General features: G+C 74.5%; 14 protein-coding genes. 11 read left to right on the top strand and 3 right to left on the bottom strand.

Going from position 1 to position 13,382, the window contains the following annotated elements; translation table 11 throughout:
* Positions 1–106 precede the first annotated feature (106 nt).
* From AC29IT_RS05505 to AC29IT_RS05490, 4 genes are all read left to right on the top strand, one after another.
* The gene (locus AC29IT_RS05505; RefSeq protein ID WP_488218038.1) at positions 107–1,231 is read left to right on the top strand and encodes a S8 family peptidase; all 1,125 of its coding nucleotides are present in this window, start codon (positions 107–109) and stop codon (positions 1,229–1,231) included.
* 74 nt (positions 1,232–1,305) lie between these two features.
* Positions 1,306–1,899 (top strand): RNA polymerase sigma factor, encoded by a 594-nt coding sequence (locus tag AC29IT_RS05500; protein ID WP_358432327.1) that lies wholly within the window; start codon positions 1,306–1,308, stop codon positions 1,897–1,899.
* Complete coding sequence (locus AC29IT_RS05495; RefSeq protein WP_358432329.1) at positions 1,896–2,384, top strand: hypothetical protein; 489 nt, start codon at positions 1,896–1,898, stop codon at positions 2,382–2,384. Before AC29IT_RS05500 ends, AC29IT_RS05495 begins: the two co-directional genes overlap by 4 nt.
* Positions 2,381–5,005: a CHAT domain-containing protein gene (locus AC29IT_RS05490; RefSeq protein ID WP_358432331.1), complete on the top strand. Its 2,625-nt coding sequence runs from the start codon at positions 2,381–2,383 to the stop codon at positions 5,003–5,005. Before AC29IT_RS05495 ends, AC29IT_RS05490 begins: the two co-directional genes overlap by 4 nt.
* 22 nt (positions 5,006–5,027) lie before the next feature.
* On the opposite strand, the gene AC29IT_RS05485 is transcribed toward AC29IT_RS05490, so the two are convergent.
* Entirely contained in the window at positions 5,028–6,200 is a 1,173-nt protein-coding gene (locus AC29IT_RS05485; protein ID WP_488218037.1) for a pyridoxal phosphate-dependent aminotransferase, read from the bottom strand.
* A gap of 163 nt (positions 6,201–6,363) precedes the next feature.
* On the opposite strand from AC29IT_RS05485, the gene AC29IT_RS05480 reads away from it, so the two are divergent.
* Complete coding sequence (locus tag AC29IT_RS05480; RefSeq protein WP_488218036.1) at positions 6,364–7,629, top strand: DUF445 domain-containing protein; 1,266 nt, start codon at positions 6,364–6,366, stop codon at positions 7,627–7,629.
* A 60-nt stretch (positions 7,630–7,689) separates the two neighbouring features.
* On the opposite strand, the gene AC29IT_RS05475 is transcribed toward AC29IT_RS05480, so the two are convergent.
* Complete coding sequence (locus tag AC29IT_RS05475; RefSeq protein WP_358432337.1) at positions 7,690–8,235, bottom strand: CGNR zinc finger domain-containing protein; 546 nt, start codon at positions 8,233–8,235, stop codon at positions 7,690–7,692.
* A gap of 308 nt (positions 8,236–8,543) precedes the next feature.
* Here AC29IT_RS05475 and AC29IT_RS05470 point away from each other — a divergent pair, with 308 nt between their 5' ends.
* The 6 genes from AC29IT_RS05470 to AC29IT_RS05445 all read left to right on the top strand — a co-directional run bounded on the left by AC29IT_RS05470 (position 8,544) and on the right by AC29IT_RS05445 (position 12,505).
* Positions 8,544–8,927 carry a VOC family protein gene (locus tag AC29IT_RS05470; RefSeq protein WP_488218035.1) on the top strand — a complete coding sequence of 128 codons (384 nt, stop codon included), beginning with the start codon at positions 8,544–8,546 and terminating at the stop codon, positions 8,925–8,927.
* 96 nt (positions 8,928–9,023) lie between these two features.
* Positions 9,024–9,443 (top strand): helix-turn-helix domain-containing protein, encoded by a 420-nt coding sequence (locus AC29IT_RS05465; RefSeq protein ID WP_358432341.1) that lies wholly within the window; start codon positions 9,024–9,026, stop codon positions 9,441–9,443.
* Between the two features lie 5 nt (positions 9,444–9,448).
* Positions 9,449–10,132 (top strand): hypothetical protein, encoded by a 684-nt coding sequence (locus AC29IT_RS05460; RefSeq protein WP_488218034.1) that lies wholly within the window; start codon positions 9,449–9,451, stop codon positions 10,130–10,132.
* Positions 10,133–10,230: 98 nt separating this feature from the next.
* Positions 10,231–10,515, top strand: coding sequence for a DUF2516 family protein (locus AC29IT_RS05455; RefSeq protein ID WP_488218249.1), 285 nt, complete (start codon positions 10,231–10,233; stop codon positions 10,513–10,515).
* Entirely contained in the window at positions 10,512–11,309 is a 798-nt protein-coding gene (locus AC29IT_RS05450) for an alpha/beta fold hydrolase (protein ID WP_488218033.1), read from the top strand. The genes AC29IT_RS05455 and AC29IT_RS05450 overlap by 4 nt, the downstream gene beginning before the upstream one ends.
* A 629-nt stretch (positions 11,310–11,938) precedes the next feature.
* Positions 11,939–12,505, top strand: coding sequence for a YbaK/EbsC family protein (locus tag AC29IT_RS05445; protein ID WP_488218032.1), 567 nt, complete (start codon positions 11,939–11,941; stop codon positions 12,503–12,505).
* A gap of 6 nt (positions 12,506–12,511) precedes the next feature.
* On the opposite strand, the gene purU is transcribed toward AC29IT_RS05445, so the two are convergent.
* Positions 12,512–13,378: a formyltetrahydrofolate deformylase gene (purU, locus tag AC29IT_RS05440; RefSeq protein WP_358432349.1), complete on the bottom strand. Its 867-nt coding sequence runs from the start codon at positions 13,376–13,378 to the stop codon at positions 12,512–12,514.
* Positions 13,379–13,382: the final 4 nt, after the last annotated feature.

Genomic DNA, 13,382 nt, shown 5'->3' with positions numbered 1-13,382 from the left:
GTTGCGGCGAACGCTGTTGGCTCGATGCCACCGGGATGCCGGGGAATTTCACCCGACGGTATGCCTCAAGTGGACGATCGTGGTGACCGATCGCACAGTGTCCCCTGTGGATTCGATATCGGGCACCCGGTGGACGGTCGCAGAGCTCGGCGAAGGCTGGGCGCGCTACGGCAACGACCTCTTGGTGCACGATCCCGGCGGCCCCGGCGAATGCCTGGTGCGGCGCGGCGAGCTGATCGCCGCGCGCGGCTCGCTGGATCCGGTGCTGTCCCGGCTGCGCCGCTGGGTGGACGGCGTCGACCACGACGAGGAGCTGGAGCTCGCCCGGGTGCGGCTCCGCGCCGCCGAACGGGACCACTGCGTGACCATCGCCGACGAGTTCACCGAGGTCAGCGCCAACCACGTGCACGTCGGTTCCGCCACGATGTTCGGCGCCCCGGTGCTGTTCGGTACCGGCTCGGACGCCGAGCCCGCGCCTCCCGTCCCGGAACCGGCCCGGGAACGGTGGGACGTGGTGGTCGGCGTGCTCGACACCGGCTGCGATCCGCACCCGTGGTTCGCGGGCCGCGACTGGTTCGACCCGGTGCCGGAGGTGCTCGACGCGGACGACGACACCGAGCAGGACCGGCAGGCCGGGCACGGCACCTTCGTCTCCGGGGTGCTGCTGCGGCACGCGCCGGGGGTCGTGATCCGGGCGCACCGGGTGCTGTCCTCGCTCGGGTTCACCGACGACCTCACCGTCGCCGCCGGGCTGCGCGCGCTGCGCCGGGACGCCGCGGCGCGCGGGGAGCGGGTGGACGTGGTGCTGCTGACGGCCGGGTGCCACACCGCGGGCGACCGGTGCCCGCCCGCGCTGGTGGCCGAGCTCGCCCGGTTCGACGGCGCGGTGGTGGTGGCCGCGGCCGGGAACCACGGCTCCGACCGGCCGTTCTGGCCCGCGGCGCTGCCGGAGGTGCTGGGCGTCGCGGCGAGCGGGCCCGGCGGTGCCCCGGCGGAGTTCTCCGGCTCGGGGGACTGGGTGGACGCGTGCGCGCCGGGGGTGGACGTGGTGAGCAGCCACGTGCGGCTGCTGCCGAGGACGTGCGGGCGGAGCTACGGCTACGCGAGCTGGAGCGGGACGTCCTTCGCCGCACCGCAGGTCGCGGCCGCCGCGGCGAGCGCGGTCCGGGGCGGCGCCGATGCGGACGGGGCTGCCCGGGCGGCGGTGGCGCGTTACCCGTTCGGGGGGTAATCGGCGTTCGGTGAATCTGCGCGGGGGGTTCGTTCCTCTTACTCGGGACATCGATCTTGAGGGGAGGGAGCGCGATGCACGCCGTGCACGAGGTCTCCGAATCCGACGACACCGCCCGGCTGCTGGCCCGCGCCGCGACCGGTGAGGCCGCGGCCTGGCGGGAGCTCGTCGACCGCCACGCCTCGGTCGTGTGGGCGGCGGCCAGGGCGTACTCCGCGAACGGCACTGACGCGGAGGACGTGTGCCAGGTGACGTGGCTGTCGTTGGCGGAGAACCTCGGCAGCCTGCGGGATCCGCGCGCGCTGCCGGGATGGCTGGCCACGACGGCCCGGCGGGAGGCGATCCGGCTGTCGAAGGCCCGGCGCCGGGAATCCCCGGTCGGCTGGGACACCGGGATGCTGGACCTGCCGGACCCCGGTGCGGGTCCGGAGAGCAGCGCGCTGCACTCGATGGCGGCCTCCCGGATGTGGCTGGCGTTCGCCCAGCTCTCCCGCCGCTGCCAGCAGTTGCTGCGGGTCGTGGCGGTGGCTCCGGACGCGAGCTACGCGCAGGTCGGCCAGGCGCTGGGCATGCCCCGCGGCAGCATCGGCCCGAAGAAGGGGCGTTGCCTCGCCGCGCTGCGGGAGCGGCTGGCGAACGGCGGGAACACCGAGGAGGCCGCCGGATGAGCCCGCGAATGCCCGCCGAGCTGCGGGTGCTGCGCGATCTGTTCGAACTCCGCGATCCGGCGCCGGGGCGGGTGCGGGATGCCGGGTACGCGGCCGCGGGTCTGGCGCGCTCCCGCTCGGGCGCGGCGTCGCTGGAGCTGGTCGGGGACTCGGCCGACGCGGCCGCCGCCGTCCGGTCCGGCAGCGCCACCGCCGAACCGGCCGAACCGCGGGTGCTGACCTTCCTGATGCCGGGGCGGATCGTGGAGCTCGACCTGGTGCAGACGGTGCCGGGCCTGTTCCGGGCCGCGGGCCTGGTGATCAGCCGGGCCGGGCAGCGGCGGCCGGCGGGCGACGTGCTGTTCCGGCACGCCGGCGGGGAATGCGTCGCCGAGCTCGACGAGGCAGGCGCGTTCCGCGTGGCGGACGTGCCCGCCGGGCCGCTGGGCGTCGTGTTCCGGTCGGCGGGTGCCGCGCCCGCCGTCGCGGATTGGCTGATCTGTTGAGCGCCGGGACGGCCCTGGCGCCGGGTGCGGAGCGGATCTCGGCGGCGGTGCGGTGGCGGGACCGGGTCTGCGCGGATCCGGAGGGGGCGGCGCGGGCTGCGGACCGCTGGCTCGCCAGGTCCGGTGATCCGGAGCTGCGGGTGCTGGCCAGGCACATCCGCGCGCTGGTCGCGGTGGAGCGCGGCCGGTCGGCGGAGGCCCGCCAGCACGCGCGGGTCGCACTGGCCGCGGCCCGGCGGGAACGGCTGCCCGAGCGGGCCGCGCAGGTCCTGCTGACCGCCGCGTGGGTGGAGCTGGACCGGGGCGATCCGGAGGGCGCGTGGCGGCACTTGGAGGCCGCCGCCGAACAGCTCACGGGCCAGGACGCGGTGCGGGCGAGCTGCTTGCGGGGTGTGCTGCTGTTCCAGCAGGACCGGCAGGACGAGGCGGTCGCGGTGCTCTCCGCGGCGTTGCCGGGACTGGCCGAGCACGACGACCACCAGTGGGCGGCGAACGCGCACGTGGCGCGCGGGCTCGCGCACCTGTACCGCAACCGGCTCAGCGAGGCGGAAGCCGACCTGGTCGCGGCCGAGCAGCGGTTCCGCGCCGCCGGGCGCGGGCAGCGCGCCGCGCTGTGCAGGCACAACCGGGGCTGCGTGGCGTTGCGCGCCGGGGACCTGCCGCGGGCGCTGCGGCTGTTCGACGAGGCGCGCGCCGCCGGTGCCGATCCCGCCGGGCACCCGGAGATCCGCGTCGACCGGGCCGAAGCGCTGGCCGAAGCGGGCCTGCACGACCAGGCGCGGGAGGAACTGCACCGCGCCGCGTCCCGGCTGCAGCGGCTGGGCCGGGCGGCGCGGCTCGGGGACACCTGGCTGGCTCTGGCCGGGTGCGCGCTGCGCGCGGGAGATCCGGCGGCCGCGGTGCGCCCGGCGCGCTGCGCGGCCAGGTTGTTCCGCTCGCAGCGGCGGCACTCCTGGGCCGCGCTGGCCGTGGCGGTGGAGTGGCAGGCGCGGCTGCGGGTCGGGCAGGTGTCCCGCTACGCGCTGGCCGCGGCGAGGCGCGCCGGACACGCCTGCGCCGAGCACGGCTGGACGACGGCCGCCGCCGAGCTGTGGCTCGTCGCAGGCCGGGAGGCGGCGCGCGCGGGCAGGCGCAGCACGGCGCGCGCTCTGCTGGAGCTCGCCGCGACCGGCCGCGGTGGCGGGCCCGGGTCCACCCGGCAGCTGACGGTGGGCTGGCTGGCGGAAGCGCTGCGCGCGGCGGACGCCGGGGACGACGGCCGGTTGTTCGAAGCCTGCCGCCGCGGGCTGCGCGCGGTGGCGAGCTACGCGAGCGGGATCGCCGCCTGGGAACCGCGGACCGAGGCGTTCGGACTGGCCGAGGAGCTCGGTGCGGTCGCGGTCGGTGCCGCGCTGCGCTCGGGTGATCCGCGCCTGGTGCTGCGCTGGGTCGAGCGGCACCGGCTGGGCGCGGCGCACCGCCGCTCGGTCCGCCCGCCCACCGATCCGGAGCTCGGTTCGGCCCTGGTGCGGTTGCGCGCCGCGGTGTCCGGTGCGGCCGGGGCCGACGGTTCCCGGTTGCGCTCCGCGCTGTCCGAGATCGACGCGATGGAGCGGCAGGTGCGGGATCGGGCGCTGCTCGTCGACGGCGGGACGATCGACGCGGCGCAGCCCGCCGGGTCCGCCGAAGTGCTCGCGGCGCTGGGCCGCGACGTCCTCTGGATCTTGTTCGAGCACGAGGGCGCACTGCACGCGATCTCCGTCGTCGACGGGAGGGCCCGGCTGCACGAGCTCGGCACCGAACTGGACGCGGTGCACGAGACGCAGCGGCTGCGGTACCTCCTCGCGCGGCAGGCGGAGTCCGGTGATCCGCGTGCGGAGGCCCTGTACGCGGCGAGCGCCGCCGAGTCGGCAGCCGTCGTGCAACGGCTGCTGCTGCGGCCGATGGCGGGCGCACTGCCACCCGGGCGACGGCTGGTGGTGGTGCCCACCGGCGCGCTGCACGCGGTGCCGTGGGCCGCGCTCCCGCTCTGCCGCGGACGCGGGGTCACCGTCGCCCCGTCGCTGCGGGCGTGGCTGCGCGGCCGGGTCGACGCGGCGCGCGAGTGCGCCTCAGCGGACCCGGTGTGGGTGGCCGGACCAGGGCTGGAACACGCCGAAAGCGAGGTCGTGGCGCTGCACCGGGCCGGTGGTGGACGACTGCTGACCGGGGCGGGTGCCGACGCGGAACGGGTGCTGGCCGCCGTCGACGGCGCACCGATCGCGCACATCGCCGCGCACGGCCGGTTCCGGGACGACCAGCCGCTGCTGTCCTGCCTGGAACTCGCGGGCGGCCCGATGTACGGCTACGACCTGGACCGGTTGCGGCGCGGTCCGCGGACGGTGGTGCTCTCCGCGTGCGAAGCGGGGCGCTCGGTGCCCGCCGGAGCCGGGCAGCTCACCGGGCTGGCCGCGGCGCTGCTCGGGCGCGGCACGGCGACGGTGATCGCCAGCGTGGTACCGGTGCCGGACGAGCGCACCGCGCAGGTGATGCTGTCGCTGCACTCGTCGCTGCGCCGCGGGATCGGCCCGGCGGAGGCGCTCGCCGCCGCCCAGGCCGCGCACGGCGAAGCCGGTTTCCTCTGCCTGGGCCACGGTGGTTGACGTGGCGCGGAGCGCAGCGGGATCAGCCGGCCAGGCCGTGCAACCGCCGGATTCCCTCGTCCAGCACCTCGTCCCGCTTGCAGAACGCGAAGCGCACCAGGTGCCGCACGGGCTCCGGGTCGTCGCAGAACACCTGCACCGGGATCGCCGCGACCCCGACCCGTTCCGGCAGCGCCCGGCACAGCTCGGCGCCGTCGGTGAACCCGAGCGGGCGCACGTCGGCGCAGATGAAGTAGGTGCCTTCCGACGCGAGCACGTCCAGCCCGGCGGCGGTGAGCCCCTCGGCCAGCCGGTCCCGCTTGCGCTGCAGGCCGTCGCGCAGCTGCTCGACCCAGTCCAGCTCGTGGCGCAGCGCGTGCGCCACCGCGGGCTGGAACGGCGCGCCGCCGACGAAGGTGAGGAACTGCTTCGCCGCGCGGACCGCCCCGATCAGCTCCGCGGGACCGCACGCCCAGCCGATCTTCCAGCCGGTGGCGCTGAAGCTCTTGCCCACGCTGGAGATCGTCACCGTCCGCTCGGCCATCCCCGGCAGCGTCGCCAGCGGGGTGTGCACCCGGCCGTCGTAGAGCAGGTGCTCGTAGACCTCGTCGGTGATCGCGATCAGGTCGTGGTCGCGGCAGACCTGGGCGATCGCCGCCAGTTCGACATCGGTGAGCACCGATCCCGTCGGGTTGTGCGGCGAGTTCACCACCAGCGCCCGGGTGCGCGGCCCGACCGCGGCGCGCAGCGCCTCCAGGTCGAGTTCGAACCGGTGGTCCGGGCCCTGGCGGAGGCCGACCGTGCGGCGCACCGCCCCGGCCATCGCCACCGCCACCGGGTACGAGTCGTAGTAGGGCTCGATGAGCACGACTTCGTCGCCGGGCTCGAGCAGCGCCAGCATCGAAGCGGTGATCGCCTCGGTGGCGCCGACGGTCACCAGCACTTCGCCGTCCGGGTCGTGCTCGATCCCGTAGCGCGCCTTCCGGTGCTCCGAGATCGCCGCCCGCAGGTCCGGCTCGCCGGCACCGGGCGGGTACTGGTTGACGCCGTCGGCGATCGCCTGCTGCGCCACCCGCAGCATTCCCGCCGGTCCGTCGGTGTCCGGGAAGCCCTGACCGAGGTTCACGGCCCCGTGCTCGCGGGCCAGCTCGGTGATCTCCGCGAAGATCGTCGAGGTGAAGGGGCGCAACCGGGAGGTGAGAGCGGGAGATCGCACGCCTGGCACTCTACTGCTCGGGACGGCTCCGCGATCCCACGTGCCGGGACCGCGAGGCGCACGGCGCTCGCACGGCGTGAACGGTCGGGCGAGATCGGTCACCACGGGCGATTTCCGGCGCTCAGCGAACGGAGCCGGTGCGGGCAGCTGCAAGAATCGAGTGATGGCACAGACTTCGGCGGCGGATGCGGACCAGGTCAAGAAGCGCGCGTTGCGGCGGATGAAGGCCGTCGCGGGCGGGCTCCTGCTCCTCGCGACCGCGATCTTCGTGCTCGCCCGCTGGCAGGAGAACGCCGGTGCCGCGGCCTGGGTCGGCTACGTCCGCGCGGCCGCCGAAGCGGGCATGGTCGGTGCGCTGGCGGACTGGTTCGCGGTGACCGCCCTGTTCCGCAGGCCGCTGGGGCTGCCGATCCCGCACACCGCGATCATCCCGACCCGCAAGGACGCGCTCGGCCAGAACCTCGGCGCGTTCGTCGGCGACAACTTCCTGTCCGAACCGGTGGTGCGGGACAAGCTGGGGCGGGCGGAGATCGGTGCCCGGGTCGGGACCTGGCTGGACGACGACGCGCACGCCGAGCGGGTCACCTCCGAGCTGGCGACCGCGGTGCGCGGTGCCGTGCAGGTGCTGCGCGACGACGACGTGCAGGCAGTGCTGGAGCAGTCGGTGCTGCGGAAGGTCCTGGAGCAGCAGTGGGGCCCGCCGCTGGGCCGCATCCTGTCCCAGGTCTTCGCCGACGGCACCCACCACAAGCTGGTGGACCTGATCTGCGACCGCGCCTACGACTGGGCGCGCGACAACCACGCGACGGTGCTGCGCGTGGTGAGCCAGCGCGCCCCGTCCTGGTCGCCGCGCTTCTTCGACGGCATGGTCGCGGACAAGATCTACACCGAGGTGCTGTCGTTCGCGTGGGCGGTCAAGACCGACCCGGACCACCAGATGCGCAAGGCCGTGGACCGGTTCCTGGTGGACTTCGCGCACGACCTGCAGCACGACCCGAAGACGATGGAGCGGGCCGAGCAGATCAAGCAGCAGGTCATCGAGCACCCGGAGGTGCAGAACCTGGTCGCCTCCGCCTGGAGCACCGCGAAGAAGATGCTGCTGGACGCGGCCGAGGACCCGTCCAGCGAGCTGCGGCTGCGGGTGCGCGACGGCCTGCGCGGCCTCGGCCGCAGGCTGGCCACCGAGCCGGAGCTGCGCGGCAAGGTGGACGGCTGGCTGGAGAGCGCCGCCGTGTACGTGGTGTCGCACTACCGCACCGAGATCACCACGCTGATCACCGACACCGTGGAGCGCTGGGACGCCGAGGAGACCTCGCGGAAGATCGAGCTCCAGGTGGGGCGCGACCTCCAGTTCATCCGGATCAACGGCACCGTCGTGGGCGCGCTGGCCGGTCTGGTGATCTACACCCTGTCCCAGCTGCTGCTCTGACGTTCCCGACCACCGGCAGGCAGCAGGTGGCCGCCGGGCCGAGCGCGCGACGGCCCGCGGTCACCCCGCGGTCGCGTGCCGCTCGCGCCAGGAGCGCGCCTTCTCCCGGTTCCCGCACACCCGCATCGAGCACCAGGTGCGGGACTTGTTGCGCGACCGGTCGTAGAACGCCCACAGGCAGTCCTCGGCCGGGCAGATCTTGATCCGGTTCCAGTGGCCGGTGTGCACCAGGTGCACGGCCGCGGCGAGCACCTTGCCCAGCGCGTCCGGCCCGCCCAGCACCGGCACGCCGTCCTGGACGACGACCGGCACGGGCCAGGTGATCACGTCGGGATCGGCGCGGGGGGCGGATCGGTCGCAGGACACCGCACCGCGCATCGCGTCCCGGATGCGCCGCGCGGAATCTCGATCTCCGGCTTCGCCCAGGCCGCGTCCGGCGGACCACGCCCGCCATCGGTCCGCGGAGTCGAGGACGTCGGTGTCCGCTTCGGCGTCGGAGGTGTTGAGGAAGGCCAGCACCAGCTCGACGTCGCGTTCGGCGTCCAGGTCCGCGGAGAGGTTCGCAGGGACTCGGTCGGCGACGGCTCTGCTGTTCACGAACACCATCGTATTCGATTAGCCGGTTGCAGCGTGCGTCGATAACTCCCATAATTCCGATGTCGGTTACTAACCACTAACAGGTGAACACTGGTTGGGGGAGCCATGACGTCCGGCGGGGTGGCAGTGCAGCGAAAACGGCCGGGAGGCCGTGCGCGCGGCCTCGGGCGGGCGGAGGATGCCGAGGTCCGGCCGCGCGCCGAGGCGGTTCGCGGCCCGGTGGCCGAGCCGGTGGCCGCGCCCGCACCCGGTGGTCGAGCCGGACTCGCCGTTCCCCGATCCCGTTGACGTCCCCCGTCGAGCGAAAGGTCGTACCCATGTCCGAGGCCCCGCTGTCGATCTGCGCGTTCGCCATCGACACGCCCGATCCGCGCGCGCTCGCCGAGTTCTACCGGCGCTTGCTGGGCTGGGAGGTCGACGAAGCCGAGTCGAGCGAGGACTGGGTGGAGCTGGCGGACCCGGCAGGCGGGCCGGCGCTGGCGTTCCAGCGGGACCCGGACCACGTGCCGCCGACCTGGCCGGACCACGCGCGGCCGCAGATGATGCACGTCGACGTGCGGGTGACGACCTTGGACGAGGGGCACGAGCGGGCGGTGCGGGCCGGTGCCCGGCCGTTGCCGCAGCCGCCGGACCAGCAGGACTCGCCGTTCCGGGTGTACGCCGATCCGGACGGGCATCCGTTCTGCGTGTGCGCGGGTTGAGGGTGCTCCAGGACTCACCCGGAGGGTGCAAGCTATGTGCTTGCAAAAGTTAGCACTCGTGGTTAGCGTGGAACCCGTCCGGAGGGAGCGGGATCGATGGAGCGGGTGGACAAGACCGTCAACAAGGCCGTGAACCAGGCGGTGAGCGACCTCGGCGGTTACATCAGGGCGCAACGCAGCAACGCCCAGATCTCGCTGCGCGAACTCGCCAAGAGCGCAGGCGTCTCCAACCCGTACCTCAGCCAGATCGAACGGGGCCTGCGCAAGCCGAGCGCGGAGATCCTGCAGCAGATCGCCAAGGCGCTGCGCATCTCCGCCGAAGCGCTCTACGTGCAGGCCGGAATCCTGGAGCAGCGCGAGGGCGGCCCGGTGGTGGACGCGATCCTCGCCGACCCCGACCTGGGCGAACGGCAGAAGCAGGTCCTGCTCGACATCTACGCCTCGTTCCGGCGCGAGCACGACGACGCCGCCGGCGCGCCCGACCGCACCGACATCCCCGAAGCAGCTGAGGAGTGAGCACCATGCCGACTTCCGAGAACGACACCAAGACCCGCGGCGACGCCGCCGAGCAGGCCCGCACCCCGCTGCTGGCCGCGCTGGGCGCGGGCGACCTCGCCGCGCAGACCATCGCCGACGCGCTGACCAAGCTGCGCACCCGGCTCGGCGAAGGCGCCGAGTCCGCCCGCAACGGCGTGAACGACCTGCCGAACGACCTCAAGGAGCGCTTCGACCCGGCCGAGCTGCGCAAGCTCGTCGACGCCTACACCCGCTCCGCCGCGCAGCTCTACGGCTACCTCGCCGACCGCGGCGAGACGACCTTCGAACGCCTCCAGACCCAGCCGCAGGTCAAGCAGGCCTGGAGCCAGCTGGAGCAGGTGCAGGGCCGGGTGGACAGCGCCGTCGGAGACGCGCGGCTGCTCGCCGACGACGTGCTCGGCAAGGTCACCCGCACCACCCGCTCCTGGAGCGAGAAGGCCGCCGAGACCACCGAGCAGGCCACCACCCGGGCCGCGGAGCAGGTCCGCGAGACCGCGGCCGACGTCGCCGACACCGTCGAGGAGGCCGGTTCCGACGCGGCCGCCACGACCCGCAGCACCGGCCGCAAGACCGCCAACCGGACCGCCGCCGCCAAGAGCGCGCCGAAGAACTCCGGCGGCGCGAAGAGCACCGCGAAGCCGAAGGCGACCGGCAAGTCCGACGACTGACGCGACGCGAAGCGCGGGACCCCGGAGGGCTGCTCCGGGGCCCCGCGCACACGTAGGGTGGAGCGGTGGACTTGTCATTCGACGCTCCGGCCGCGCTCATCCCACAGCTCGTGCTCTTGAGGTTGATCTGGCTGGCCGGGCTGCCGGTCGGGTTGTACGCCTTCGGGCACGCGGTGCTGCAGCGCTCGGACGCGTTCACCGCGGTGGGCAAGCTGTCCAAGGCGGCGTGGCTCGGCATCACCGGCGCCGGGCTCCTGGTGCTGGTGCTGTGCACGAACGGCCCCATCACGATCATCTGGCTGGCCGGGCTGGTCGCGGTGCTGGTGTACCTGCTGGACGTGCGCCCGAAGGTCGTCGAGGTGCAGGGCGGCAGCTCCTGGTGATCGGCGGCGACCTGCGTGCCACCGAAGGCGTGCTGCCCTCGGGCGCGCGCTGGCGGGCGCACGGCCGAGGTGAGCCGGTGACGCTGGTGACGCACGGCCTCGGTGCGACTCCGGGCGAGGCGCGGATTCCGGCCTCCGGGTTGCCGGGCACCCGCGTGGTGCTCACCTTCGCCGGTCACGGCGACGCGGCGGACGCGCCCGACGGCTATTGGGACTACGGCGTGCTGGCGGCGGACGTGCTGGCCGCGGCGGACGCGGTCGGCGCGACCCGCGCGGTGGGCGTCTCGCTGGGCACCGGCGCGCTGACGCGCGCGGCCGCGGAGCACCCGGCCCGGTTCGAACGGCTCGCGCTGCTGCTGCCCGCGGTGCTGGACGGCGGGCGCGAGGTCTCGTCGGCGTGGGCCTTGGAGCGGTTGGCGGAGGCGGTCGCGGCCGCCGAGTCCGACGGCGGGGCGGCACTGCGCGAGCGGGTGGCCGCCGAATTCCCGCCCGGCGCGCAGCTGGGAGAGCACCTGGCGGCCCGCACCGCGGCGCTGCTGCGGCTGGGCCCTGCGCTGCACGCGCTCGGCGACCGCGCGGTGCTCGACGACGTCGCGGTCCTGCGGGCGGTGCGCTCGGACGTGCTGGTGCTGACCGGCACGGACGATCCGCTGCATCCGGTGGCGGCCGCGCGGTCGGTCGCCACCGCGATCCCGGGGGCGCGGCTGGAGCTGCTGCCGTCGGTGGCCCCGCTGTTCACCCACCGCAAGGAGCTGCGGGCGCTCCTCGCCGACTTCCTCGCCGCGACCGGCTGAACCCGGGTGACTCGCTGAACCTGGCCGCGACTCGCTGAACCTGGCTGCGGCTCGTCGAACTCGGGCGCGGTCCGTGGATTCGGGCGTGCCCCTCGGACGGCCCTTCGGGCCCGGACCCGACTCGTGGAACCCGGGCGACTCGCTGAACCTGGCTGAGGCTCGTCGAACCTGGGCGTGACCCGACGAACCTGCGCGTGACTCGTCGAACCCGGCCGCGACTCGTCGGATTCGGGCGCGACCCTCGGACCCGGCCGCGGCCCGTTGACCCCGGGCCCGGCTCGTTGATCCCGGTGGCGTGACGGGTTGATCCCGGGCGCGGGCCGGTCCAGGGCGTGCGGCCTGCGGGCCTCGGGTGTGCGCCTCGCCGACGCCGGGCGTGCGCGGTGGCGTGTCGAGGAACTCGCACCGTCGGCACATGGCTGTCGACGCGACCGGCTGAACCCGGGCGCGACTCGGATTCGGGCACGCCCCGTGGACTCGGACGTGATCCTCGGACTCGGACGTGGCCCGTTGAATCCGGACCCGACTCGGTGATGCCGGGCGCGGCCCGGCCCAGGGCGTGCGGTCTGCCGACCTCGGTTGTGCGCCTCGCCGACTCCGGGCGGGCGGGGAACTCGTACCGTCGGCGCATGGCTGTCGACTGGTCGCGCGCCGCCGGAACCCTCGTGGTGGCACCGGCGCTGGAACGTCCCGAACTGCTGGCCGAGCCCGTGCGCGGCGCCCTCGACGCGCTGTCCGCGGCGGAGGCGGAGCTCGTCGGGGCCGCCGAGATCGACCCGGAGCTCGCGGACACGGCCGCGTTCTGCGCCGAGTACGCCTCGCCGCTGGAGCTGTCGGCGAACTGCGTGGTGGTCGCGGGCAAGCGCGGCGGGGAGGTGCGCCACGCGGCCTGCCTGGTCCTGGCCACCACGCGCGCCGACGTGAACGGCGTGGTCAAGCGGCGGCTGGACGTGCGCAAGGCCTCGTTCGCGCCGATGGACGAGGCGGTGCGGCTGACCGGGATGGAGTACGGCGGGATCACGCCGTTCGGGCTGCCCGCGGACTGGCCGCTGCTGGTGGACGCGGCGGTGACGGCCGCGCCGGCCGTGGTGGTCGGCAGCGGCCTGCGCCGCTCGAAGATCATCGCGCCGGGCGGGCTGCTCGCTCGCCTTCCCGCGGCGGAAGTGCTCGACGACCTCGCCCGCCCGGTGGGCTGAGCCGGGTCAGAACACCACGGTCCGCTTGTCGTGCACCAGGACCCGGTCCTCGAGGTGCGCGCGGAGCCCGCGGGCCAGCACGACCTTCTCGATGTCGCGGCCCTTGCGGACCATGTCGGCGGCGGCGTCGGTGTGGTCCACCCGGATCACGTCCTGCTCGACGATCGGACCGGCGTCGAGCTCCGGCGTGACGTAGTGGCAGGTGGCCCCGACGAGCTTCACCCCGCGCTCGTAGGCCTGGTGGTACGGCCGCGCCCCGGCGAACGAGGGCAGGAAGCTGTGGTGGATGTTCAGCGCGCGCCCGGCCCACTCCTCGCACACCGCGGGCGGCACGATCTGCATGAACCGGGCGAGCACGATGGCGTGCGGGTCGTGGCCGTCGACCAGCGCCCGCACCTCCTGGAACGCGGCGCCCTTGTCGTCCGGGTCGGAACCGGCGGGGAACGGGACGTGGTGGAACGGCACGCCGTGCGCCTCGGTGATCGCGCGCAGCCGCGGGTGGTTGCCGATGACGGCGCGCAGGTCCACGTCCAGCTCACCGGAGGCGACGCGCCCGAGCAGGTCGTGCAGGCAGTGGCTCTCGCGGGACACCAGCAGCACCACCCGGCGCCGCTCGGAGGTGTCGCTCACCCGCCAGTTCGTGCTGCCCAGCTCGTCGGCGACCCGCGCGAAGCGCTCCCGCAGCTCGTCGAGGCCGAACGGGAGAGAGTCGGCGCGCACGACCTGGCGGGTGAAGAACCAGCCGGTCTCGACGTCGGTGTGGTAGCCGGCCTCCACGATCCAGCCGCCGTGCTCGGCGAGGAACGAGGCGATGCGCGCGACGATGCCCGTGCGGTCGGGGCAGCCGAGGGTGATGACGAATCGAGCGGACACGGTT

The sequence above is a fragment of the Saccharopolyspora sp. MMCC62 genome (assembly GCF_057736575.1).
Note: the sequence above shows the minus strand (reverse complement) of the source record. Positions and strands in the feature narration are given on the sequence as shown.